Annotated in this window: 21 protein-coding genes; 11 read left to right on the top strand and 10 right to left on the bottom strand. The window is 40.4% G+C overall.

The features are described 5' to 3' along the window. Nucleotides 1-4: 4 nt before the first annotated feature. The 5 genes from ABIC84_RS01550 to ABIC84_RS01530 all read left to right on the top strand — a co-directional run bounded on the left by ABIC84_RS01550 (nt 5) and on the right by ABIC84_RS01530 (nt 7240). Nucleotides 5-1957: a polysaccharide biosynthesis protein gene (locus ABIC84_RS01550; RefSeq protein ID WP_426586650.1), complete on the top strand. Its 1953-nt coding sequence runs from the start codon at nt 5-7 to the stop codon at nt 1955-1957. Between the two features lie 137 nt (nt 1958-2094). Then, entirely contained in the window at nt 2095-3621 is a 1527-nt protein-coding gene (locus tag ABIC84_RS01545; protein WP_429262469.1) for a PAS domain-containing protein, read from the top strand. A gap of 577 nt (nt 3622-4198) precedes the next feature. Continuing rightward, nucleotides 4199-4636: a helix-turn-helix domain-containing protein gene (locus ABIC84_RS01540; RefSeq protein WP_426586646.1), complete on the top strand. Its 438-nt coding sequence runs from the start codon at nt 4199-4201 to the stop codon at nt 4634-4636. 279 nt (nt 4637-4915) lie between these two features. Beyond that, on the top strand, nt 4916-6289 hold the full coding sequence (locus ABIC84_RS01535; RefSeq protein ID WP_429262468.1) for an MBOAT family O-acyltransferase: 1374 nt from the start codon (nt 4916-4918) through the stop codon (nt 6287-6289). A 3-nt stretch (nt 6290-6292) separates the two neighbouring features. Then, nucleotides 6293-7240, top strand: coding sequence for a hypothetical protein (locus ABIC84_RS01530; RefSeq protein WP_429262467.1), 948 nt, complete (start codon nt 6293-6295; stop codon nt 7238-7240). 272 nt (nt 7241-7512) lie between these two features. Here ABIC84_RS01530 and ABIC84_RS01525 read toward each other — a convergent pair whose 3' ends face one another. Genes ABIC84_RS01525 through ABIC84_RS01515 form a run of 3 tightly spaced genes read right to left on the bottom strand, consistent with a single transcriptional unit; the run spans nt 7513 to nt 10720 of the window. Then, the gene (locus ABIC84_RS01525) at nt 7513-8106 is read right to left on the bottom strand and encodes a hypothetical protein (protein ID WP_429262466.1); all 594 of its coding nucleotides are present in this window, start codon (nt 8104-8106) and stop codon (nt 7513-7515) included. Further along, nucleotides 8103-10253 (bottom strand): molybdopterin cofactor-binding domain-containing protein, encoded by a 2151-nt coding sequence (locus ABIC84_RS01520; protein WP_429262465.1) that lies wholly within the window; start codon nt 10251-10253, stop codon nt 8103-8105. Before ABIC84_RS01520 ends, ABIC84_RS01525 begins: the two co-directional genes overlap by 4 nt. Continuing rightward, nucleotides 10250-10720: a (2Fe-2S)-binding protein gene (locus ABIC84_RS01515; RefSeq protein WP_429262464.1), complete on the bottom strand. Its 471-nt coding sequence runs from the start codon at nt 10718-10720 to the stop codon at nt 10250-10252. Before ABIC84_RS01515 ends, ABIC84_RS01520 begins: the two co-directional genes overlap by 4 nt. A gap of 453 nt (nt 10721-11173) precedes the next feature. Here ABIC84_RS01515 and ABIC84_RS01510 point away from each other — a divergent pair, with 453 nt between their 5' ends. The 5 genes from ABIC84_RS01510 to ABIC84_RS01490 all read left to right on the top strand — a co-directional run bounded on the left by ABIC84_RS01510 (nt 11174) and on the right by ABIC84_RS01490 (nt 14917). Further along, the gene (locus ABIC84_RS01510; protein WP_429262463.1) at nt 11174-12391 is read left to right on the top strand and encodes a PQQ-dependent sugar dehydrogenase; all 1218 of its coding nucleotides are present in this window, start codon (nt 11174-11176) and stop codon (nt 12389-12391) included. A gap of 166 nt (nt 12392-12557) precedes the next feature. Further along, complete coding sequence (locus ABIC84_RS01505; RefSeq protein ID WP_429262462.1) at nt 12558-13436, top strand: helix-turn-helix domain-containing protein; 879 nt, start codon at nt 12558-12560, stop codon at nt 13434-13436. 64 nt (nt 13437-13500) lie between these two features. After that, complete coding sequence (locus tag ABIC84_RS01500; RefSeq protein WP_426586630.1) at nt 13501-13761, top strand: hypothetical protein; 261 nt, start codon at nt 13501-13503, stop codon at nt 13759-13761. A gap of 10 nt (nt 13762-13771) precedes the next feature. Next, the gene (locus ABIC84_RS01495) at nt 13772-14332 is read left to right on the top strand and encodes a DapH/DapD/GlmU-related protein (protein WP_429262461.1); all 561 of its coding nucleotides are present in this window, start codon (nt 13772-13774) and stop codon (nt 14330-14332) included. 189 nt (nt 14333-14521) lie between these two features. Next, on the top strand, nt 14522-14917 hold the full coding sequence (locus tag ABIC84_RS01490) for a (R)-mandelonitrile lyase (protein WP_429262460.1): 396 nt from the start codon (nt 14522-14524) through the stop codon (nt 14915-14917). A gap of 244 nt (nt 14918-15161) precedes the next feature. Here ABIC84_RS01490 and ABIC84_RS01485 read toward each other — a convergent pair whose 3' ends face one another. After that, nucleotides 15162-16067 carry a VOC family protein gene (locus tag ABIC84_RS01485; RefSeq protein WP_429262459.1) on the bottom strand — a complete coding sequence of 302 codons (906 nt, stop codon included), beginning with the start codon at nt 16065-16067 and terminating at the stop codon, nt 15162-15164. 309 nt (nt 16068-16376) lie between these two features. On the opposite strand from ABIC84_RS01485, the gene ABIC84_RS01480 reads away from it, so the two are divergent. Continuing rightward, entirely contained in the window at nt 16377-16745 is a 369-nt protein-coding gene (locus ABIC84_RS01480; RefSeq protein WP_429262458.1) for a hypothetical protein, read from the top strand. Nucleotides 16746-16760: 15 nt separating this feature from the next. Here the strand turns inward: ABIC84_RS01480 and ABIC84_RS01475 are convergent, their stop codons facing one another. The 6 genes from ABIC84_RS01475 to ABIC84_RS01450 all read right to left on the bottom strand — a co-directional run bounded on the left by ABIC84_RS01475 (nt 16761) and on the right by ABIC84_RS01450 (nt 22148). Further along, nucleotides 16761-16955 carry a hypothetical protein gene (locus tag ABIC84_RS01475; RefSeq protein WP_091162486.1) on the bottom strand — a complete coding sequence of 65 codons (195 nt, stop codon included), beginning with the start codon at nt 16953-16955 and terminating at the stop codon, nt 16761-16763. A 209-nt stretch (nt 16956-17164) separates the two neighbouring features. Then, the gene (locus tag ABIC84_RS01470) at nt 17165-18037 is read right to left on the bottom strand and encodes an alpha/beta fold hydrolase (RefSeq protein ID WP_429262457.1); all 873 of its coding nucleotides are present in this window, start codon (nt 18035-18037) and stop codon (nt 17165-17167) included. 492 nt (nt 18038-18529) lie between these two features. Continuing rightward, nucleotides 18530-19633: a hypothetical protein gene (locus tag ABIC84_RS01465; RefSeq protein WP_429262456.1), complete on the bottom strand. Its 1104-nt coding sequence runs from the start codon at nt 19631-19633 to the stop codon at nt 18530-18532. Between the two features lie 4 nt (nt 19634-19637). After that, nucleotides 19638-20297 carry a hypothetical protein gene (locus ABIC84_RS01460; RefSeq protein ID WP_429262455.1) on the bottom strand — a complete coding sequence of 220 codons (660 nt, stop codon included), beginning with the start codon at nt 20295-20297 and terminating at the stop codon, nt 19638-19640. Between the two features lie 7 nt (nt 20298-20304). After that, on the bottom strand, nt 20305-21909 hold the full coding sequence (locus tag ABIC84_RS01455; protein WP_429262454.1) for an ATP-binding protein: 1605 nt from the start codon (nt 21907-21909) through the stop codon (nt 20305-20307). After that, the gene (locus ABIC84_RS01450; protein ID WP_429262453.1) at nt 21906-22148 is read right to left on the bottom strand and encodes a helix-turn-helix domain-containing protein; all 243 of its coding nucleotides are present in this window, start codon (nt 22146-22148) and stop codon (nt 21906-21908) included. The genes ABIC84_RS01455 and ABIC84_RS01450 overlap by 4 nt, the downstream gene beginning before the upstream one ends. Nucleotides 22149-22214: the final 66 nt, after the last annotated feature.

The raw sequence follows: 22214 nt of genomic DNA, 5'->3' as shown, positions 1-22214 counted from the left end.
AGTTATGATATACCTCAAAAATTTGTTATTCCAGGATAAGTTTCATTCAAGATGGCTAATCCTGGTAATTGACCTGATGGTAGTTTTGTTATCATTATGGACATCACTATACTTTAAAAACCGGCTTCAGTTTGATCCCATCAGTCTTTATTATATGCTCTTTTATTGCAGCAATGCGGTGCTGGTTTTTATGATAATGAAAATACATACATGTATTATCAGGTATTCCAACACACGCGATATGATGCGGATTTTAATAACCGTACTGGCAAGTAATGTTACGTTTCTGCTGTTTTATCATGTGTTCTTCGCTTTCTATCTTAAAATCGATGTCACCGGATTGATGGATGTGCTGCTGATCAATTTCTTTATCACTTCGTCTATGCTTATGTGTATGCGTATTATAATCAAGGATGTTTTTAAATACATTGAGGCAACAAGTTATAAAGTTGAAAAAGAAAATGTACTGATCTACGGCTCCAACGAACCTTCCATACTAATTAAAAATGCCCTTGAAGCACAAAAAGGATTTATACTCAATGTTCAGGGCTTTATCGACACCGGGGTTGACAGAATATCAAAATGCATTGAGCAAAAGCAGGTTTATCCTATCAAATCAATTGATATGCTAAAAAAACGCTACGATATAAAGTCAATGCTGATAACATCCGAGGATATAAAAATCGATGGAAAAAGAAAGGCTGTTGAGAAATGCATTGAACTTGGCATAAAAGTAATTGTTGTGCCGTCATCAGACCAGTGGATCAATGGCAAGCCAAACCCAAATCAGTTTAAAGACTTAAAAATAGAAGACCTGTTGGAGCGAAAACCCATAAAAATCTGCAATGAACATATTTTGGATGACATTAAAGGTAAAAGGATTTTGATCACGGGTGCTGCTGGTTCAATAGGTTCTGAGCTGGTAAGGCAAGTGTTAATGTATAGTCCCGAATTTGTTGTATTATGTGACAGGGCCGAAACCCCGTTGCATGATATTCAAATGGAAATTGAAGACGGCTTGTACGGTAACCGCACCAGGATCTTTATTGCCGATATCCAAAATTCCGGTCGTATAAAAACACTATTTAATTTATATAGGCCTCAAATAGTATTTCATGCGGCAGCTTACAAGCACGTACCGATGATGGAAAATAATCCAACTGAAGCTATTTTAACAAACGTATGGGGCACAAAAATCCTGGCAGATATTTCAATAGAATTTAATGTCGAAAAATTTGTAATGATATCAACAGATAAAGCGGTGCGTCCAACAAACATCATGGGTGCCTCAAAACGGATAGCCGAAATGTATATTCAATCGTTAAATAACGTGTTATTTGAAGAGCATTTTTTTAACTCTGATCCGTCAAAAGGCAACCAAACCAGGTTTATAACAACCCGCTTTGGCAATGTCCTTGGGTCAAACGGCTCCGTGATCCCTCGCTTTAAAGCACAAATTGAAAAAGGCGGGCCCGTTACCGTTACCCATCCGGATATCACAAGGTACTTTATGACTATACCCGAAGCTGTACAACTGGTACTTGAAGCAGCCGTAATGGGCAATGGGGGCGAAATATTTTTGTTTGACATGGGCGAGCCTGTAAAAATTGCCGATTTGGCGGCGAATATGATAAAAATGGCTGGTCTTGTTCCGGGAAAAGATATCCAGATTGTTTATACCGGCTTGCGGCCTGGCGAAAAACTATACGAAGAGTTGTTAAATGCGGAAGAAGAGGTAATACCTACTTATAACAAAGACATCAAAATCTCCAAAAATATCCCGGTTAGTTATGCTAAGATCAATAATTTAATAAAGGACCTTTTGGAGCTCAACCTGCATAATGAAGTTGATTTGATGGTATCGAAAATGAAAACCATATTGCCCGATTACATCAGCAATAATTCTCAATATGAAAAGCTCGACATAAAATTGATTGACAAACAAATGGTGAACTAAGCTTTTTTTTAATTTATATGATTTATCTTATAGGTTTTCAATAATAATTTGCAGATTTAAGCAAATTAAAACCTAATATCCCATTCGCATTACGATGGGTAAAGCTGATGATTGTTATTTTTTAAAGAGGAAATCTAATGTCCTTTGATCCGAATTCTGATTTTTTTGAGATAGCGTTCAACGTGACGGAGCATACTGAAGCCATGCTGGCTTATTGGGATAAAAACCTGATTTGCCGCTATGCCAATAAAGCTACGGCCGATTGGTTTGGGATAACCCCGGAGCATATGATCAATAAATCACATCTTTCAGAAATTTTGGGAACATTATTTGAAGCGCAGCTTCCTTATATTAATGGTGTGTTAGGCGGTAAAATACAGGTTTTTGACCAGGTAATTCATTTGTATTCGGGCAAAGCTAAAAACGTGCGGGTAACTTATCATCCCAACTATGTTGAAGGTGAAATAAAGGGATTTTATGCACATATGGCAGACATTAGCCCGCTAAATAATAAATCCCACGATAATAATAAAACAGGAGTAGAAAAACTACCGGAGTTTGTAACTCAAAACCACCAGCTCCTTGAAAATGTTGCAAAAACACTAAATGAGAACCTGTTTATCGGATTTCCGAGTATCTCTGCACTTTCAAAAAAACATTTTGTATCTGAGTCAAAATTAAAAAGAGATTTTAAGCTGAGTTTCGGCAGAACGATATTTTCCTATTACCGGTATCTGCAAATGGAAATTGCAGACAGATATATCAGGGAAAAGCGCTGCAATAAAAACCAAATGGCGGTGATGCTTAATTTTTCCAATCCGTCAAATTTTTCGGCATGTTATCATCGATATTTAGAAGAAAAATCATCCGATGGTGAGCTCATCGAAACACAAAAAGAAAATAATACTCATAATAAAATGCTTATAGAACAGGCCCCTATTGCTATTGCCATGTTCAATAACCAGATGCAATTTATTGCTGCTTCAAAAAAATGGGTTGCCGAATACAAACTTGAAAACACAGGTTTTATTGGAAAAAGTATATATGAAGTTTTACCAGATACAAAAAAGAAATGCGAAAAGCTCCATAATCATTGCTTAAAAGGTAATATATATCAATATGATGGCCTGCTCTTAAAAAAGAATGATGGCACCCGCGTTTGGTTAAAGTGGAATATTCAACCTTGGTTTACAACTTCGGGAGAAACAGGCGGACTATTTATCCATACCGAAGATATCTCCCAAATTAAAGCCATAGAGAAAGAAAACAAACAGGCCGAGAAGCTTCTAAAAAGAGCCGCTACCTTGTCAAAAATAGGTACCTGGACACGAGATCTGCTTACCCATACCATGCAATGGGATAACGTTATAAAAAGTATCCTTGAAGTACCTGAGTACTTCGTACCTGATATAAAAACGATATGGAAACTTTTTAAACAAGGCAAAAGCGAGAGACTTAGTAAAAAAGCTTTAAAAGACGCGTTAAAATACGGAAACTCTTTTGATATTGAAGTTGATATGATAACCGCCAAAGGTAATTCAAGAAAGATAAGAATTATTGGTTATCCTGAATTTCAAAATAATAAGTGTAAAAAGCTATCAGGAATACTTCTGGATATTACTCCTCTTTCACCGTTTAAAACGGCCAATTTTTTAACGGACTGAGCTGTTTAGAAAAATATTTTATCGTACTGATCTCCAAGCGGAAGATAAAAAAAATGATAATTCGCCAATATTTTACGAATATATGCGTTTGCAATAGCGCTATGTGTTAAATTTATCTTATTTTGAAAAAAATTACACCTTTAGTAAAATTAACTAAAATAACACTTCATTGGATGGATAACAGTTTAATAACTTAACTACCACTCACAAAACCTGGCAAATATCGGCCCCAAAAACGTGCAGAGCCATTTTTACTATTCCTAATTAGTGTGCATTAACGCCTTCTACAGGTATAATTTGGCCTTTTATAGGTTGAATTAAGATAGGAAGTATACATAAATTTAATTCACAAACGATGATACGAATTATCAACAAGGTCATTGCTTGTTTATTGATAAACGAATGTGAAGCATTAAATACCAAACAAATGAATAACCTAAACTTAAATCATGATTCAGAAAAATCCGAGACCCGATATTTATGATCATAAATATCTATAAGTAATTTGCAGTTTATTATAACCTAAATTTAATTATGCTAACCAACTAAAAATTGACACCTAATCGAATCTAATCTTATGCACAGCAAAGTTTATTACCCTGTTAGCTCATATATCAATAACGATCAAAGATCTATTGGTATTAATGACACTCAAGATTTACATTTTGGCAAAATTGTAGAGCGAATTGTTAGACGTGACCATATGGGGATAAGTGAAATCGCCCGGAAGCTCAACGTAAGCCGCAGAACGTTATACAATTGGTTTAATACCAAAAGGCTTAGCTTTGATATAATTTGTCAGATCGGAATCGTTATCGAACATGATTTTTCAAAGGAATTTCCCAACGAATTTGCTTTGAGATTTAATTCGCCGAATGCCGAAAAGGATATCGAAACCCATGAAGCAAAAGACGCTCCGCTTGATGCCATATATTATTGGATGGACAAGTATATAAAATTGCTTGAAAAATTCAATGAAGCGTTGCGCAACGAAAACACGCTAAAGGCAGATTGACAGCTTCCAGATATCACAAAATTATTATATTGACAAAAGACCCTTACTTACTTTTTTTATACAGTTATAAGTTGGTTGCTGCAAAACAGCGATCAATTTTTGTTGCCTTTTGTTATACATCTACATCTACCTATTTCCCAGCCTGTACATACTGAATATCCCTAAGTCGGCCACTATGGCTATTTTTTAAAATTCACCATCATGCTTTTTAATTCCTTTGGGTTCGGAATATTTCTGATTGTGGTTTTTGTGCTTTATTGGTTTGTACTTAACCGAAAAATGCAACAGCAAAATTTGTTGCTGCTCGCTGCAAGCTATTTTTTTTACGCTTGCTGGGACTGGCGGTTTCTTTTACTGTTAATTTTTTCGACCCTTTTAGATTATTTTACCGGGCTAAAAATGTACCAGGCAAAAACACCAAGCCTAAAAACCTTTTGGCTTTGGTTAAGCGTATCTGTAAACCTGGGCTTTCTGGGTGTTTTTAAATACTACAACTTCTTTGCAGCATCGCTTGCCAGCATATGCGCCAGTATCGGGATCCATTTAAGCCCGTTTACCCTAAATGTAATCCTGCCTGTCGGTATCTCTTTTTATACATTTCACGGTTTATCATATGTAATTGATGTTTATAAAAACCGTATTAAAGCCGAACGGAACTTCATCGACTATTCATTGTTTGTAAGTTTTTTTCCGCTTTTAGTGGCGGGCCCTATCGAACGGGCAACACACCTTTTGCCCCAGGTAAAAACAAAGAGAGAATTTAACTACCAGGACGCAATTAATGGCCTGAGGCAAATTCTATGGGGCCTGTTTAAAAAAGCTGTAATTGCCGATCAATGTGCCGACTATGCCAACATGATATTTGCAAATAGTTCACACTATTCAGGCAGTACCCTGGTTTTAGGCGCCATATTTTTTGCATTCCAAATCTATTGCGATTTCTCGGGCTATTCTGATATGGCATTAGGCATAGCAAAACTTTTTGGATTTGAACTGCTGAGAAATTTTGCATTCCCATACTTTTCAAGAGATATGGCCGAGTTTTGGCGCAGATGGCATATCTCACTATCGTCATGGTTTAGAGATTACTTATACATACCTCTTGGGGGCAGCAAAACAGGCACCTGGCTCAAAGTAAGAAACACATTAATCATTTTCTTGGTTAGCGGTTTTTGGCACGGCGCCAACTGGACCTTCATCATCTGGGGTCTTCTAAATGCTTTATTCATTCTCCCTTCTATCCTTTTAAAAACAAACAGAAACCACCTCGAGATAGCAGCCAAAGGTAAAGCTATGCCAACTTTCACCGAAGTCATGCAAATGATAGCCACATTTCTGCAGGTAATTTTTGCATGGATCTTTTTTAGGGCTGATAGTGTTACACAAGCATTTAAATATATTGGCCGGATTTTTTCGCGATCGCTTTTTTCCATACCTCAATTAGATGTTAACAAAGCACAATTGCTTGAAGTGATCATTCTTATCCTATGTTTTATAATAGTTGAGTGGCAGGGGCGGGAAAACCAATATGCCATTGAGAAGTTAAGTTGGTTAAGAAAAAGAGGGTACAGATTGACCTTTTACTATACATTGGTTGTGGTGATTTTTTTATTTACAGGAAAAGAGCAGCAGTTTATTTACTTTCAATTTTAAGCAATGCACCGCTTTTTAATAAAAACCATATCATTTGTTTTAATGAGCTGCCTGCTCATTTTAGCTATTGCGCTCATCCCGGGTTATATGGTAAATAAATTTTCAAAGTTTAGTGTAAAAAAAGACAATACTATTGCACTTTTTGGTCATTCGCATTCAGAATGTGCCTACAATGATACCCTAATACCCAAGCTAACCAATCTGTCGCATTCTGCCGAATCTTATTTTTACACCTTTCAGAAGGTTAAAAAATACCTGTCGCAAAACCCTCAGATAACCACTGTACTTATAGAATTTTCAAATAACCAGATTGACACAAAAATGGATGACTGGACATGGGGATATACCTACATGTCAAACATGTTTCCGCAATATGCCTCTTTTATGAGTCCGGCCGATTTTGAATTGCTGGCTAAGCACAATTCAAAATATTTTATGAATTGTGTAGGCATAGCTGCACGTACCAATTTTATTAAAGCGCTTTCATTTAATTACGATTATACAGGAAAAACAGGAGGATATTTCAAAATAGAAGGTTCCATGCTTTTACCTTCAAATAATCCGGCGGGTAAAAATATTAAAACACCATCAAATAAAAGTGCAATCTCAACAACCAATATTCAATATCTCAGGAAAATAATAAATTATTGCAATAGCATGCATAAAAGTGTCTTCCTGATCAGGAGCCCGCAACATCCTTTGTATGAATACAGAAATAATGAGGCCGAATTTTCGCTGATCCGGGAGCGTTACTTTAGCGATATAAAATTCCTGGACTTCAATAACTTTCCGCTAAAAAATGATGACTTTGCCGATTTTGGGCATTTGAATTTCAAAGGAGCTTTAAAGTTTTCGGCGTACATCAATCAGCGCATTATAAACGGGATGCTTAATACCGTTAGTACCGCATCCCTAAGTCAGCTTGATAATAAAACGGTCAGTAGCAATTAATAAATAAAATATCAAACAATTAACTAACAGCGCCTGGTACCAAATGTATCGGGCTTTTTTTTGTCTTATAAATAGCTTAAACTTTTTATATCTGATGACTATTGCAGGAGGTTTGCCGGCAATTTCGATAACCAGGATGAAGCTTTGGCCTGCGCATTATTATTAACTCAAACTGCATTTAAATAAGCAGCATTATAAATCAACAACTTAGATAGCTGAGCTATTAAAAACCCCGCTTCCTCCGTCTTTAATGATCCCGGCTTTGTCACACTTTATTTAGCCGGGGCATACGCACCGGTTTTTAGCCAGGTAAGCCAGGCTTTCTTGAATGCCGCATGGCTCATTGGCGGAAGCTTACGGCCTTCTCCCGGTTTCCAGGCCGAAAGCACCAGTCCATCATCTGCATGTGCAATGAGCTTCTGCATGTCCTTATGCCCATTTTGCTTGGGATCAATGATTTGCTTTGCCAACTGACGGGGCGTCCTGCCCTGGAAAACCATTTTCATATCGGCAGGTGGCAGATGCCAGTTGGGATTGCCCGGAGGCGTGTGCAAGCCCGGGGTATTTGTTGACTGATGGCAATTGGCGCATTTCATGGCATAAACACCCTTACCGTCCACCCCTCGTTTGGGAAACATGGCGTGCAAGTGATTATCTTCACCCTGCAGCGGTATATCACCTGAAGGATGACAATTCATACAGCGGGCGCTCATTAATACAGTGTAAACCTGTTTAAAAGCTGCAACAGAAGCTACGCTATCTTTGGGCAGTGCCGCATAATTAAATGTTGATTTTTCCTCTTTGAACGATAATATGACCGCGCTTGACATAAACAAAACGATCATGGTGATTATTAGTTTTTTCATGCCTGTTTTTCGAGTCGGTTGTTAACGATAGGTAAATTGTAAATCCGTTTTCCGGTTGCTGCAAAAATTGCATTAGCTACAGCCGGTGCTGTTGGCGGAACTGCACATTCTCCGGCGCCTCCCATTTTTTCCTTGCTGTCCACAATGTAAACATTGATCCGCGGTGCTTCATACATCCGGGTGATCCGGTAATCATAAAAATTATTTTGTTGTACTTCTCCATTAACGAACGTCAGCTCGCCGTACATTGCCATCGAGATACTGAAAATTATCCCGCTTTCCATTTGGGCTTTTACACCGTCGGGATTCACGGCCAGGCCGCACTCAATTGCACAGTCTACCTGATGTACCTTCGTAACTCCTTTATCAACGCTTACTTCGGCTATAATAGCTACGACGCTGCCAAAAGCCTCATGTACCGCCATGCCTTTAAACCGCCCTGGTAACAGCGTTCGGTTCCAATTGCCTTTTTCAGCCACAAGATTAAGAGCAGCCAGGTGCCTCGAATGATTTTTAAATAACCCGCGGCGGTACTCCACAGGGTCGATACCTGCATTGTGGGCAAGCTGGTCTATAAGCGTTTCCATTACAAATGCAGTATGCGTACCACCTACAGACCGGTACCACAAAACAGGCACTACTTCTTTGGTGGTGTGAAGGCCTACAAAATGATTGGGTATCTCGTCCAGATATGGTGATCCTTTTACGCCTTCCACCGTTGTATCATCTATTGCCGGAGGCGGACCGAAAAGCACTGCCGCATCCGCCATAATTGACTGACCTGCAATATTATGGTTCCAGGCAATGGGAAGACCGCCCTTATCAACGCCAATCTTTACATTATGGACATAAAAAGGCCGGTAAAAGCCGCTCTTCATATCATCTTCCCGTGTCCATACCATTTTTACCGGCCTACCGCTTGCTTTCGCAATATGAACTGCCTCCGAAACAAAATCGCAGGCAGGTGTAGCACGCCTGCCAAAGCCTCCCCCAAGGAATGGTATATTTACTTTTACCTGCTCCGGCTTAAATCCAAGAATTTTTGCTGCAGCGGTCTGTTCCCCGCCTGGTAACTGTGTACCCGTCCATATCTCGCAGCTGTCATTTTCAATCTTTACTGTGCAATTCAGTGGTTCCATAGGTGCGTGGGCCAGGTAAGGAAAAACATATTCTGCCGAAATGGTATTTACCGCTTTTGGAAACGCTGCTTTAACATCGCCTTTTTCCTGAACCAGGAGGCCATCCGAGGCAGCCAGTTTTCGGTAAGCCGCAGTTTGCGCACCGGTGTTTAACTGCACGCCGGCACCATGGTCCCAGGTTATTTGTAAGGCCTTCCGTCCCTGTTGTGCCGCCCAGAAGTGGTCGGCAATAACAGCCACACCCGTCGGAATTTGTACAACCTCCCTTACGCCGGGAATTGTTTTCGCCTTACCGGCATCAAACGATTTAACTTTACCACCAAAAACAGGTGCATGTGCAACAACAGCGGTAAGTAACCCGGGAAACTGGATATCCATGCCAAATTTTGCGCTACCATCAGTCTTTACTCGCGCATCCATCCTTTTGCTTCCTTTGCCTATATACCTCCAGTCGGTAGATGAACGCAGCGGAACCTTTGCTGGTACAGGTAACTTTGCGGCATCGTTAGCTAACTCTCCATAAGTGTATCTTTTGCTCCCGGCAATAACAAACCCATCTTCCGTTTTGCAGCTTTCAACAGCAGTCCCCGAACGGGTAGCGGCTGTTTGAAGCAAGAGCGTCCGCGCGGTTGCGCCGGCATTACGATACCTGTCAAACTCAGACCAGGTGGTACTTGACCCGCCGGTAATTTGGGCACCGTAAATAACATGGTTAAACGTCTTATCGGCACCGCCATGTTTAATATTGATTTTTTTCAGATCCACATCAAGCTCATCCGCGATAAGCATGGGCAGTGTAGTCCAGATCCCCTGCCCCATTTCCACGTGGCTCAGATATACCGAAATGCTATTGTCTGTACCTATATTTAAAAATGCATTCGGGGCAAACACATTTAAATCAGCCGTATCTGCAAGGGCAGCCAGTTTATTGGCCTTTGGAATAGTAAATGAGATGAGCAAGCCACCACTCAATAATACACCTGATTGTATAAAGTTACGCCTGTTCATGATTTTGCTCCTTCCCGCTGCAATTCTGCCGCTTTGTGTATAGCCGACCGGATGCGGGGATATGTACCGCAACGGCAAATATTACCCGACATCGCATCGTCAATATCCTGATCTGTTGGATTGGGGTTTTCCCGCAGTAAAACAGCTGCCGACATGAGTTGGCCCGACTGGCAGTAACCACATTGCGGAACATCGAATTCGGCCCAGGCAATTTGCAAAGGGTGGTCATTTAATTTAGACAGTCCTTCAATTGTAGTAACCCGCTGCCCTGCCGCACGGCTCACCTTTGTTACGCATGACCGTACAGCTTCGCCGTTCAGGTGTACAGTACATGCTCCGCACTGCGCCACGCCGCAACCGAATTTGGTGCCGGTAAGGCCTAAAAGGTCACGAATAACCCACAGTAAAGGCATGTCCGGGTCAGCGGCAACCTCCTGCTGTTTCCCATTGATTGTTATCGCTATCATATTGAAGAGTTTAAGTTAGGCTTGAGATCGGGAATTAATAATTAAATTTAATATTTCTACCAGGAATACCAGTGTAAATAAAATAGTTATTTTTCTTTAAATCTATTGCAGGTTAAATCTGGCGCCAGGGTGAACCGACCCGGCCATTTCTCAATTCAATGTTCTATATTCCTGACGTGCTTGGCCGTTTACCTTTTTAAATGCCGGTGTAAAATACCGCGGGCACTTAAATTCTAAGCTGTAGACACTAACCAGCCAATTTCATATCGGCCGGAGGGAGATATCTCAAACATCGCAACGCTCTTTATATGTACTGATAATAAATCATTGTCCTTGGGCTCTGTTACAACCTGATGGCCTGTTAATATTACCGGAGCAAGCAGATTTATTTGCTCAACACATTTTAACATTTGCCTGCATATTATTTATCTTCACAACAAATACATATTACCCATGTCAAAACCAATCAAACCCTTGTTAATTACCTGTGCAATTGCTTCACTTTGCTTTTTTATTGATATTGCGCGGGCTGTTGCCCAGTCACTGCCGCCCGTTGAAACGCAATCACCAACGGCCGACTACAAGCCTGCTTTTCCGGGTCAGACAAGAGCCCCCGGCGCACAAACTAAAACCAAACTCAGTGTAAACGTGATCAATCGTGAGCTGAAACAGCCCTTTGCTTTACGCTGTTTGCCCGACGGGCGCTTTTTAATTACAGAAAAAGGCGGTAACATGCGGATATTAAGGGCTGATGGCGGTTTGGACAAGAATATTCAAGGTTTGCCGGCAGTAGCAGTGGGTGGCCAGGGAGGTTTGTTAGATGTTAATTTTGACGTTTCTTTTGTAAAAGACCGGACGTTATTTTGGTCATACTCCGAAAAAGTTCCTGAGGGATTCCAGTTGGCTGTCGCCACTGGTGTACTTTCGTCCGATTACAGTAGGCTCGAAAACGTAAAGGTGATCTATCATGCTAAACCCGCCTATAACGGTCACCTGCAATTCGGCTCACGAATCGTTTTCGATAAACAGGGTAACCTGTTTGTAAGCACAGGCGAACATGGGGATGATGAAATGCGTGTCAAGGCCCAGGACCTGAATACCGCAATCGGAAAAGTATTGCACATAACTCGTGACGGGAAACCGGTACCCGATGGACCATTTGCGCAAAAAGCCGGCGCTTTGCCCGAAATTTACGCTTATGGCTTAAGAAACCCTGAAGGCATGACGATGAACCCAAATACCGGCGAATTATGGGAATCGGAATTCGGTCCGCGCGGAGGTGACGAAATTAACATTATCCGGCCGGGAAAGAACTATGGATGGCCGGTTATTACTTATGGTATCGAATACAGGGGTGTAAAAGTTGGCGATGGCATACAGCAAAAAGAAGGCATGGCCCAACCCATCTATTACTGGAACCCAAGTATTTCACCGTGCGGCATAACCTTTTATACAGGCAACCTGATTCCCGAATGGAAAGGAAATCTATTTGTAGGCGCCTTAGGTGGATCACATATCATCAGGCTTATTATCAAAGACAATAAGATTGTAGCGGAAGAACGCCTGCTGAAAGACAAGGGCGAACGCTGGCGTTCTCTTGTTACCGGCAAGGACGGCGCATTATACGGTGTTACGGACAATGGCAATCTTTACAAAATAAGTAAGCTTTAATGTGAAAGGTTATATGGGAGAGTAATTTTGCTTAAATCGATCAGCGCTGCTTAATATAGCGGAACCGCCTGTTTACAATTCGGGAACAGGATATACTATTACATCAAAGGTCAGCGCTTGTCCTTTTAATTGGAAATTGAAAGTTTGAGTTTCATAACTTTACATCATGGACAATAAAATAGCGCGATCGGTTTCTCCCTTTAACAATGAACTCAGGTTAAAAGGCTTCAATGTTTTCCAGATAGAAGAAGACGATCAGGCTGTCCGGGTTTACAGTAGAAAAGACTTTTACAAAATTTGCTTAACAACAGGCAAAAGCAAGATTCACTATGCCGACCGCAGCTTTGAAGTGGAGGGCACTGTTTTGTTTTTTGGCAATCCGCATATTCCTTATTCCTGGGAAACTATCTCAACCACTTATGTGGGTTATACCTGTCTCTTTTCCGAAGAATTTCTGTGCGTTTCAGAACGTACCGATATGCTGCAGCAATCACCCTTTTTCAAGATCGGCGGCACACCGGTATTAAAGATCACCGAACAGCAAAGAGCGTCTCTGAACATCCTCTTTCAGAAGATGATAGATGAGCAAAACAGTAGTTACGTATATAAAGACGACCTGATATGTAGTTACATCAACCTGATCATGCATGAAGCGATGAAAATGCAGCCCTCTGAAAATTTTGATCAGCATAAAAACGCTGCCTACCGGGTTGCTGCTGTATTTATGGAATTGCTTGAAAGACAATTTCCTGTAGAAAGCCCAAATAAGCCGTTGCAGTTGAAGACGGCCCAGGACTACGCCCAAAACCTCGCCCTTCACGTAAATTACCTCAACCGTATGGTAAAGGAAGTTACCGGCAGGCCAACATCTGCGCACATTGCAGAGCGGATTATTAGCGAAGCAAAAGCACTGTTACAACATACTGACTGGAACATAGCCGACATTGCTTATGCACTTGGCTTTGAATATCCCAGCTACTTCAACAATTATTTTAAACGTATGACGGGCACCAATCCAACCTCGCTTCGCACCATGGAAGTTTGATTTTCATAAGCATTGGTTTGATTTTCTTAAACAGCAAAGTTGGCAACAGCACTAACTTTGCAAAATGAAAAACATCGGCAGATACAAAACTTCCATCATACTGCAGCTGATGATTTTAGGTGCAGGTAGTCTGTTTTCACTAAGTGCCACGACGCAAAAATTTCTACACAAAGGTGATGTGGTCACCATTTCGCCGGGCATCTTACACTGGCATGGTACTACGTTCCAAAACAGCTTTACGCAAATAGCAATCAATTTCAATATAGAAAAAGGCATTGCGATATGGCTACATATTTCTGATAATGAATACAATAGCGTTAAATAAAAACATTATTATGAAAGATATTTTCGAACGGTTGAAAGCAGGGGAATTTGTTCCGCTTACTGACCCAGAATTTCACAAGGTAAATGCTGTGGTGGCCCGCACTCTGGCGTTGTCGCCTGCACTCAATGCAGCAACCACCGTTGAGCAGGTCCGCGAGCAGCTTAGCAACATTATTGGCGCAACAATAGACAAAAGCACCACTTTGTTCGCACCGTTCCATACCAACTTTGGCCGTTTCATTAGTATTGGCAAGCATGTGTTTATTAATCATGCCTGCTCGTTTCTTGACATGGGCGGTATTACGCTGGAAGATCATGTGCTCCTCGGCCCTAAGGTAAACCTGATCACTGAAAATCATCCACTCAACCCGGTTAACCGGCGGGGTATGATTTGCAAACCTATCATTATTAAGCGCAACGCCTGGATTGGCGCTGGCGCTACTATATTGCCGGGTGTAACCGTTGGAGAGAATGCCGTTGTTGCCGCGGGTGCGGTTGTTAGCAAAGATGTGCCGGCAAATACTGTTGTCGGCGGTATTCCGGCAAAAATTTTAAAAACCATTGAACCATGAAGAACAATGGCGCATTAGCATATCGGAAACTTAAAAAGTTAATTACTATACAGATAATAACATTTACCCACAAATACAGGTTATTAAAGCACGACAAGTTAACGAAGCCAGGAAAATATAATGGCTGCAAAATACACTACATTATGTCATTGATGTCAAAACCATATAAACTCTCTTAGTCTATTTGTTATGGAAATTATTAAAAACGGCATGCAAGCATCAGTAAAGGGCCCGGAAGCCTGGTTTACGGGCGCGGTGCGTATAGATCCCCTATTTGCAAAAAAAGAAGCAACCAAAGGCGCAGGGGCTTTGGTAACCTTTGAGCCTGGCGCCAGAACAGCCTGGCACACTCACCCGGCAGGTCAAACACTTATTGTTATCTCCGGCCTTGGCCGGGTACAACGCGAAGGCGGGCCGATCGAAGATATAGGGCCGGGTGACGTAGTTTGGTTTGAACCAAACGAGAAACACTGGCATGGTGCCTCGCCGGGTAAAGCTATGAGTCATATAGCCATTCAGGAAGCTGTTAACGGCGATGTGGTTACCTGGCTGGAGAAAGTAAGTGATGATCAATATTCAAAATAAACGATTATGGAAACAACAACAGTAAAAAGCACACGATACTGAAGCTGCAGATGCGCCAATTCATGATTCCAATCTTAAATCAGCCGGCATCCTGCCGACCGATTCAGTAGAGAAAGCCGGTTATGGCAACTTTGTACATTGGATGGACCCTGAAGGCAATAAAATTGAACTATAGGAACCTAATGATGTGGAATATGCCAAGTCGGTAAATTAACAGGTAATAGCGGCATCACGCCGACACTGGTCACAGGCCATCAGAGGCCCGCTGCAGAGTTGCGATGTCAACTTTCTTCATCGTCATAAAAGCCTGCGTAATGCGTGCAATTTGGTCGGGGCTGCCGTTTTTCAGTGTTTTTAACATAACTGTTGATGCAACCTGCCAGGACACTCCATATTTGTCCTTCAGCCATCCGCATTGACCGGGTTCGCCATCAACCGAAAGCGCCGACCAGTAATAATCGATCTCTTCCTGTGTTTCACAGGGGATCAATAGTGACACAGCATCGTTAAAACTAAAACCGTGCGGATGTGCGCTGTCCATAGCTGCCAGCCAGGTTTGGTCGATATAAAAATCGGCAAACATAAGCGTGCCGGCTTTATCTGGGCCCATATCCTCCGGACGTGGCGCCGTAATACCGCGTTTACCGTCTTTAAACACAGAGCAATAAAAATCGATGGCTTCATCCGCTTTACCGGCCACCTGGCCGGTATACATCAGCGACGGAACGATCACCGGTCTTTCTTCACCTGCCGGATTGGTCAGTATCAGTTGCCATGACACACCATATTTATCGCTCACCCAACCGTAGCGCTCGCTGAAAGGATACCGGTCGAGTGGCATCATTATCTTCCCGTTTTCTGACAGTTTGCTCCAAACTTCGTCAATACGCCCTGCGGCATCCGAGTCACGCGACGGATCAAAATTGATCATAAAAGAAATAGAGGGGCTGATCTTCAACCCATTCCCGGCGCTAATGCCCAGGAATGACTGGCCGGCAAAGGTAAATTCAACTATTTCGCACTCTCCGCCGGGCATTGGGAAATGATTAACATAGTTTAAAGCCGAATCAGGCATTAAGGTTGCATAGAACTCGGCAGCTTCCCGGGCTTTATCCTGGTCGAACCAGATGTGTGGTTTGATGGGTAACATAGATAAATGATTTAGTGGTGATATATAATTAAAAATTGTAAGCGTTAATTGTTTTTACAGACAGCACCGCCGGTTAAGGCTTCACCTTGCAGCCTTTATCGGGAATAAAAACTCAAGATCCTAATCTGTTCTGATTTTTCTTATTCACTACCTCAAAACTAATTGGTTTTTCATGGCCCGACAAGGTGCATTAGTGACATTTAAGCGGCATATTATGACATGAGTTCGTTCACCGTCGGTCTGCCAAACCAGATGAAAAACCCTTTATTTTCATCAGGGTGCATTATATTGCACATTCATTGAAAAACTATGAAAAAAACCCTGCCATTTGACTTCCTGCTCGATTACCTGCCGACAGGTATAATCATCAAGCCGGCGGTAGGCATGTTCTATATCTATTTCGATAAAAAAATTGTGCTGATCTTCCGAAAGGTTGGTAAAAATCCGCAGCATAACGGTATTTGGATCTCTACCACGCGGGAAAACCATTCCAGCCTCAAAAGGGAAATACCGGCCATCACTGATTTTGTATTAGACGAGGGCTTTGATACAGCCTGGCTCCTGCTTAGTGACAGCCACGATGATTTTGAGAGTTCGGCAATACAGCTGTGCGAACTTGTTTCGCGCACGGATAAAAGGATCGGTAAAGTAACCCCTAAAAGCGCAGCGATGTTTTAATAGCTTCCTGAACAATTAATCGTTGTCAGCATCAGCTTCTTCGGGATGATCTTTAAAATATTCCCGTGCCTTTTTTAAACCTGTGGCTATGGCCAGGCCCTCATCCCCGCTTTCCTTCAAAATTTCATTAGCAATTTCTACCGCCTTTTCCCGCAATTTGGGAGGTTGATTTTTGTAAGATGGCGGGTAATCTCCGTTATACCAGGGCATGCTTCCTCCTTTTTAGGCAACAACAATTACGATGAAGATTTGATTGCAAAAAGTGTTGATTGAGCGGCAAGAAGTTCAAAGCATTTCTTCAAAAGATCATTCGAACTACTCTTTCAAATACTTGCGAACAATATCCTTACGAGAGAAGCTGCCTGATCAAAAAGCTAAATTCTGATAACTCTTTTCTGTTAGCATGCATTTGCATCAGCTTACTTTAAAAAATTGCTCAAGTAGGTCAACACCGTTGTTGTCTGCATCATCAGGCTTACATGTCCTTGCGAAGGGACAATGGCCAATTGCGATTTTGGCATTGGCGCTAAATCAGCAGAAACGCCGCCGCCTAATAATTTATATGTTTTTGCCAATTCAATTTTGTCCAGCCCATCGTTATCACCAGCTATGATCAATACCGGCGCAGAAATTTTCGAGATATTTACATCACCAAAGTCGAACGGCTCCCGCGCGAAAGCGATCATCTGCTCTATAAACTTTGACCATTTTGTTTTATCTGGGGCTATAGCATCGTATGCGGCTTTCATAGGAGTATTCATAAAAAGTTCGGGCTTCCAGGATTTAAATGCATTGGTTATTTCAGGCAGCCAGCCGCTACTTTTATAAGTAGAAGAAATGATCACTAATTTTTTTAACCGTTTAGGGGCTTGTATAGCGAACTTGTAAGCCACAGAGCCACCCATACTATATCCTGCTACGTCGGCATTCTCAATTTTCAGGTAATCCATCACCCCTTCTACATCATTTGCTAAGGTAGCATATGATAACTTTCTATCCGAAAACGGTGTATGCCCGTGTCCCTGTAATTCAATGGCAATTACTTTCCTGTTTTTTGATAGTTCAAGGATCAATTCGGCCCAGTTTCCGTCAATTGTCATAAAAGCGCCATGCAGTAAAATGAGCGGCTTACCCTCGCCATATACCTCATAATAAACTTTGATACCGTTCGCAGGCGCATAGCCACTGTTGGAAGGCTTTATTTGTTGTCCGTTTGATCGGGATGTTGCAAACATAATTACAATGAACAGTATTGATTTAAGAGCATTAAGTGCATGGAGTAAATTTTTCATGGCGTTTAAGTTTGATTTTATTATCAATACAAAAATGGAACTCGTTTCAGGGTTTGATAGCGTGCAAAAACGACCACTTAGGGGAGAATTGCGACAAAATATGCTTGTAAGCGAAGAAATGACTCTGGTTGCTCCCCGTTAAAAAAGATCAAGTAATGGAAGCAAGTAAACATGAATCTGTAAAAAGAAAACCCTCTAAAATTCAATTTAGAGGGTTTTGACACTTGGTATCGCTTTAGTCGGGATGGCAGGACGCGCACCCAACTCTGTTTATATCTTAAAATCAGTAAGTTAAAAGTACTATTCCAAATTGCTCACCTTTTTGTTCGCGGGAATGTTTTGTATCGCAAAAGTACGCATAATAAGCGATTTTAATCTAAATATTTTTTCAAAATAGACGAGTAAAATTCTCGTAATTATTACCATTAAAGTTTACAACACTAAAATCGATCAGCAATGTAAACACGGGGCTTATAGCAGCAAACCAATAAATTAGGTAAGCAATTTACTTGTCATCGTTTTAAGTTTCTCTTCCAAAATACCGAACTTTGAAGTTATATAAATAGTCCTCTCTCCTTCAATAATTTCAATATAACTCGCTCTCCTCATTGCGTTCAAATTAAGATCTTCGCCACTGTCTTCTAAAAAATCTTGTTTAGGATCGGTAGCTTCTAATAATGACCATGAGATTGGATTGGTAAATTTTATCTTTTTGGATAAAATCTTACAAAATCCTTTATTTGATATTTGTTTAACTGGGATGACGACATTGGTAAACGAGCCAACATTGTTGGGCCCTACTTTAACCCTATTGGATTTATATTTAATTCCATCTACACCTTCCGCGTCAACTATCCATTGTAACAAAAGTTGAGGCACAATATATTCAGGCTTAAATACTTCTGTCGGCTTTCTTACAATGAACGAACACGCAGCTAAAAGAGGCCAATAAGTAATGAATTTCACCAAATGCGGTATAAACTTTTCTTTGTTCCCAGGAAAACAACGTTTACGTAAATCATTTGTATTAATGTTCAAATCAAGAAGTTTGAAGTCGGACAAACTTAAATCGAATCTGGAAACATGTAAGTTACTTAATGCAGGTCTATCCATTTCTTCCCAGCATACAAAAATTGAATCGCCGAGATATAGACAAGGAAGGCCAGGTATGCTATACCTTTGGGTGGCTACTTTCTCCCGTAAATCAAATGGAATGTGAAACACGTCTTTTTGTTTTAATTGAGATCTCACATCTGCTCGCACTCTATATAAATTTCCCTTTTCCGTAGCTGTTAGAGAGCGTTGAATTTCCAATAATGACAAACTATTCAATTCATCCATGCATTCTTTCAAAATGAAATATGCTTGGCCTGGAAAGCCATTTAAAAATGTGTCTACTACTTTTATTAAACTAATACACTGCTTTTCAATTATAGGCTTGTTGGAAATCAAAGAGCTATGGACATCTCCAGTAAATCCATTTATTATGGTCAAGAATTCTTTATAAATGTTCTTTAACGACTGAGAAAAATCTTCTTCAGATTTTATAGGCAAATCGAAACACTGGTTTGCGAATATTGACTTATTTGATATCATTAGTCTAACTGGTAGCGATTGTAACTGCGAGTTCCCGAAGAGACTCAAAATGATTAAAATCAGTTGTGAAATCGTTTATTAATGTTTCGCTGCTAAAAATTCTTAATTCTTGTTGAACATCTACATTAATTGCGCGTAAAATCCAATCACACATTTTCGGGGTTATTGGTTCGTTCCGGCGTTTAAGTCCCGCTGCGGTAATTAACATAGACCGAAATTGTTTTGTAATTGTACCGGCGACAATGTCTCTCGCTTTTAATGCTTTTGAAACCTCTGCCCAGGCATTTGCAGAAACTTGATTGATTATTGTCGAATAATCTGGAACAACTAAATTTTCAAGAAACTCTCGAACAGCCTTCATAGGCTGTGGATCAGCCAATAGCGTTTCTGCATTATCGTAAACCTTTGCTCTTGCCTCTGGATTATCATACCGAACCAAAATAAAAAGCGTTGCGATGTCAATTTTCTTTTCATCTATAATTTTGAACTCATCTTCAAGTTCTCCTAACTGATGAAAAACATCTACCACGCTACTATCCACCTCTAATTTTTCGGCAATAACATCCGGTACGATACTCGTATTTTGATTACTCCAAATGAGAAAATCATCATACCGTTTCGATATAGGAATAGAATTGTCAGTAAGGTTTAGGATATCTTTCATTTAACGTTCAGACCGTCGTAAAAAGCTTGGATAATTGTTGATCTCGAAAATTAGATGAGTCATGCAAATTGTAATCAAATTTGTCATACAAAACAAATAGAATACAATCTGCTATAGACCAATTTACTACGATTTGAACCTCCCTCTCATTTAAATTATTTCTCGCTAAGTCACGGTAGACTGGTGAGTCTGTATTTATAACTATAGCAAGTTCTCGGGATTCTTTTTTATAATGATAAATCCACGGTTTTTTATTTTGGACCTCTAACAATTCGTCAAATATTGGATCAACAATCGTAAACCATTGACCATCCCTCAGTTGTATAGCTCCATTTGGTATTTGTTCGTGTTTTTCTTCTTCAGGTTTTTGTAAGTTACTTTGGGACGGCGGTTTGGGATCGGTTTTGACCGAAATATTTGGTTGATTCGGTTGTGCAGGATCATTATTCGCCTCCTCGGGTTCACCGTTAAGTATTGATATTGCCTTTTTTACTGCGCGTCGATGTTGTTGAATCGATCTTATTGATTGTTCGGCCCTCTCGTAATCACTTTTCTTATAGTCTTTCGAAGCGTTCATGACTACCTCAAGATGTTTTTTTAGAAGCTCGCGAACTTGTTGCCAGTTTTGCGTAGAATAGTCAAATCCAACTTTATGAAAAGCAGGCTTGCACATATCCAGGTGCAATTCGCCATAAACACGGCCGTAAACGGGGTGTGGGTTTTTAGGCATTAACCCACCCAAACGAGAAGGCAATTGATGAAATCTTTCAATGATTTGGTTGTTTTTAAATAAATGTAACCCCCATTCACCAGAACCCGATGCAGTAGTTTTCATTAACGCTATCCAACCTTTTATTGGAAGTAACTCGTTGCTGTCTTCATCCTTGACAAAAAGATTCAAGTCATCTAAAATAATTTTCGATTCTTCAAAAACAGGAATGGCAATTTTTTGACAAGGATAAACCTTAGAATTATTACCGTCAACAACTGATATGGTTACGTTTTCAACGCCAATTTCTGGTTGAAAAATTTCTTGTAATGCGTCCCTTACGTGTATAGGGTTAATGCTTTTATGAGTCAGGTCGGTTATTTCTATTACTGTACCACTATCGAATCCTCCCAAGAGTGACGTATTTAAAGCGGGAATTGTAGTTCCATGCAATTTGTTGCGATATTCATTGAACTTTTCATCATTGTCCAAAAGCCGACTATTCAATAAAAATTTATTTTCTATCGAGTTATCTGTTAAAGGTTTGCTTAAAAAGTCAATTTTCCATCCCAAAGTGAGGCAGGCAACTTTCATTCCCATACCAAACATTCCCTTCCTGACTCTCAAATTTCTGCGTAAATCATCGTTTGATACTGATAATTGGATAGCATTTTTCAACTCATCTGAAGTCATGCCAACACCATTATCTCGAATCCTCAATAGATTAGTCCCTATAGTTATTTCAATGACGGTGTGAATATTATCTTCAGCTCTACGCCGCCAATCTAACGAGTTTGCAACAAGCTCAGCTATTGCGCGGTGAGGATCCATCCCCATGGCTCCTAAACCCTTCGGAGTCCAAAATTTGTTCCCGGTAGAAAGTTCTATGTTAAATTGGGTCATTCGGAAATTATTTTAATTTTATCTATTATAGTTTGAACGGATGAATTTAGGCAATTGCAAATTTCAATTACCTCTATTAAATCTAATCTGCGTTCACCGTTTTCATATTTACTAATAAAAGATTGTGGTACACTTAACCTTTTAGCCAAATCTTCCTGCCTTAGACCAGCGTCAATTCGTAGCTGAGTTAATTCGGTGATTAAGGTTTTATATTTTTGACTGTATAAGGTTTTCTTCACGCAAGGAAAGTAGCGGTAATATTTTCATATCCCAAATTAGGATATTAATTAAAATGGTTACATTTG

The organism is Mucilaginibacter sp. 3215, from assembly GCF_050433785.1.
In the GTDB taxonomy this organism is placed as follows: Bacteria; Bacteroidota; Bacteroidia; order Sphingobacteriales; family Sphingobacteriaceae; genus Mucilaginibacter.
Note: the sequence above shows the minus strand (reverse complement) of the source record. Positions and strands in the feature narration are given on the sequence as shown.

Excerpts from the sequence above, each read along its gene's own strand:
- ABIC84_RS01550 (WP_426586650.1), top strand. The coding sequence starts at position 5 with ATGATATACCTCAAAAATTTGTTATTCCAGGATAAGTTTCATTCAAGA.
- ABIC84_RS01545 (WP_429262469.1), top strand. The coding sequence starts at position 2,095 with ATGTCCTTTGATCCGAATTCTGATTTTTTTGAGATAGCGTTCAACGTG.
- ABIC84_RS01540 (WP_426586646.1), top strand. The coding sequence starts at position 4,199 with ATGCACAGCAAAGTTTATTACCCTGTTAGCTCATATATCAATAACGAT.
- ABIC84_RS01535 (WP_429262468.1), top strand. The coding sequence starts at position 4,916 with ATGCAACAGCAAAATTTGTTGCTGCTCGCTGCAAGCTATTTTTTTTAC.
- ABIC84_RS01530 (WP_429262467.1), top strand. The coding sequence starts at position 6,293 with ATGCACCGCTTTTTAATAAAAACCATATCATTTGTTTTAATGAGCTGC.
- ABIC84_RS01525 (WP_429262466.1), bottom strand. The coding sequence starts at position 8,106 with ATGAAAAAACTAATAATCACCATGATCGTTTTGTTTATGTCAAGCGCG.
- ABIC84_RS01520 (WP_429262465.1), bottom strand. The coding sequence starts at position 10,253 with ATGAACAGGCGTAACTTTATACAATCAGGTGTATTATTGAGTGGTGGC.
- ABIC84_RS01515 (WP_429262464.1), bottom strand. The coding sequence starts at position 10,720 with ATGATAGCGATAACAATCAATGGGAAACAGCAGGAGGTTGCCGCTGAC.
- ABIC84_RS01510 (WP_429262463.1), top strand. The coding sequence starts at position 11,174 with ATGTCAAAACCAATCAAACCCTTGTTAATTACCTGTGCAATTGCTTCA.
- ABIC84_RS01505 (WP_429262462.1), top strand. The coding sequence starts at position 12,558 with ATGGACAATAAAATAGCGCGATCGGTTTCTCCCTTTAACAATGAACTC.
- ABIC84_RS01500 (WP_426586630.1), top strand. The coding sequence starts at position 13,501 with ATGAAAAACATCGGCAGATACAAAACTTCCATCATACTGCAGCTGATG.
- ABIC84_RS01495 (WP_429262461.1), top strand. The coding sequence starts at position 13,772 with ATGAAAGATATTTTCGAACGGTTGAAAGCAGGGGAATTTGTTCCGCTT.
- ABIC84_RS01490 (WP_429262460.1), top strand. The coding sequence starts at position 14,522 with ATGGAAATTATTAAAAACGGCATGCAAGCATCAGTAAAGGGCCCGGAA.
- ABIC84_RS01485 (WP_429262459.1), bottom strand. The coding sequence starts at position 16,067 with ATGTTACCCATCAAACCACACATCTGGTTCGACCAGGATAAAGCCCGG.
- ABIC84_RS01480 (WP_429262458.1), top strand. The coding sequence starts at position 16,377 with ATGAAAAAAACCCTGCCATTTGACTTCCTGCTCGATTACCTGCCGACA.
- ABIC84_RS01475 (WP_091162486.1), bottom strand. The coding sequence starts at position 16,955 with ATGCCCTGGTATAACGGAGATTACCCGCCATCTTACAAAAATCAACCT.
- ABIC84_RS01470 (WP_429262457.1), bottom strand. The coding sequence starts at position 18,037 with ATGAAAAATTTACTCCATGCACTTAATGCTCTTAAATCAATACTGTTC.
- ABIC84_RS01465 (WP_429262456.1), bottom strand. The coding sequence starts at position 19,633 with ATGATATCAAATAAGTCAATATTCGCAAACCAGTGTTTCGATTTGCCT.
- ABIC84_RS01460 (WP_429262455.1), bottom strand. The coding sequence starts at position 20,297 with ATGAAAGATATCCTAAACCTTACTGACAATTCTATTCCTATATCGAAA.
- ABIC84_RS01455 (WP_429262454.1), bottom strand. The coding sequence starts at position 21,909 with ATGACCCAATTTAACATAGAACTTTCTACCGGGAACAAATTTTGGACT.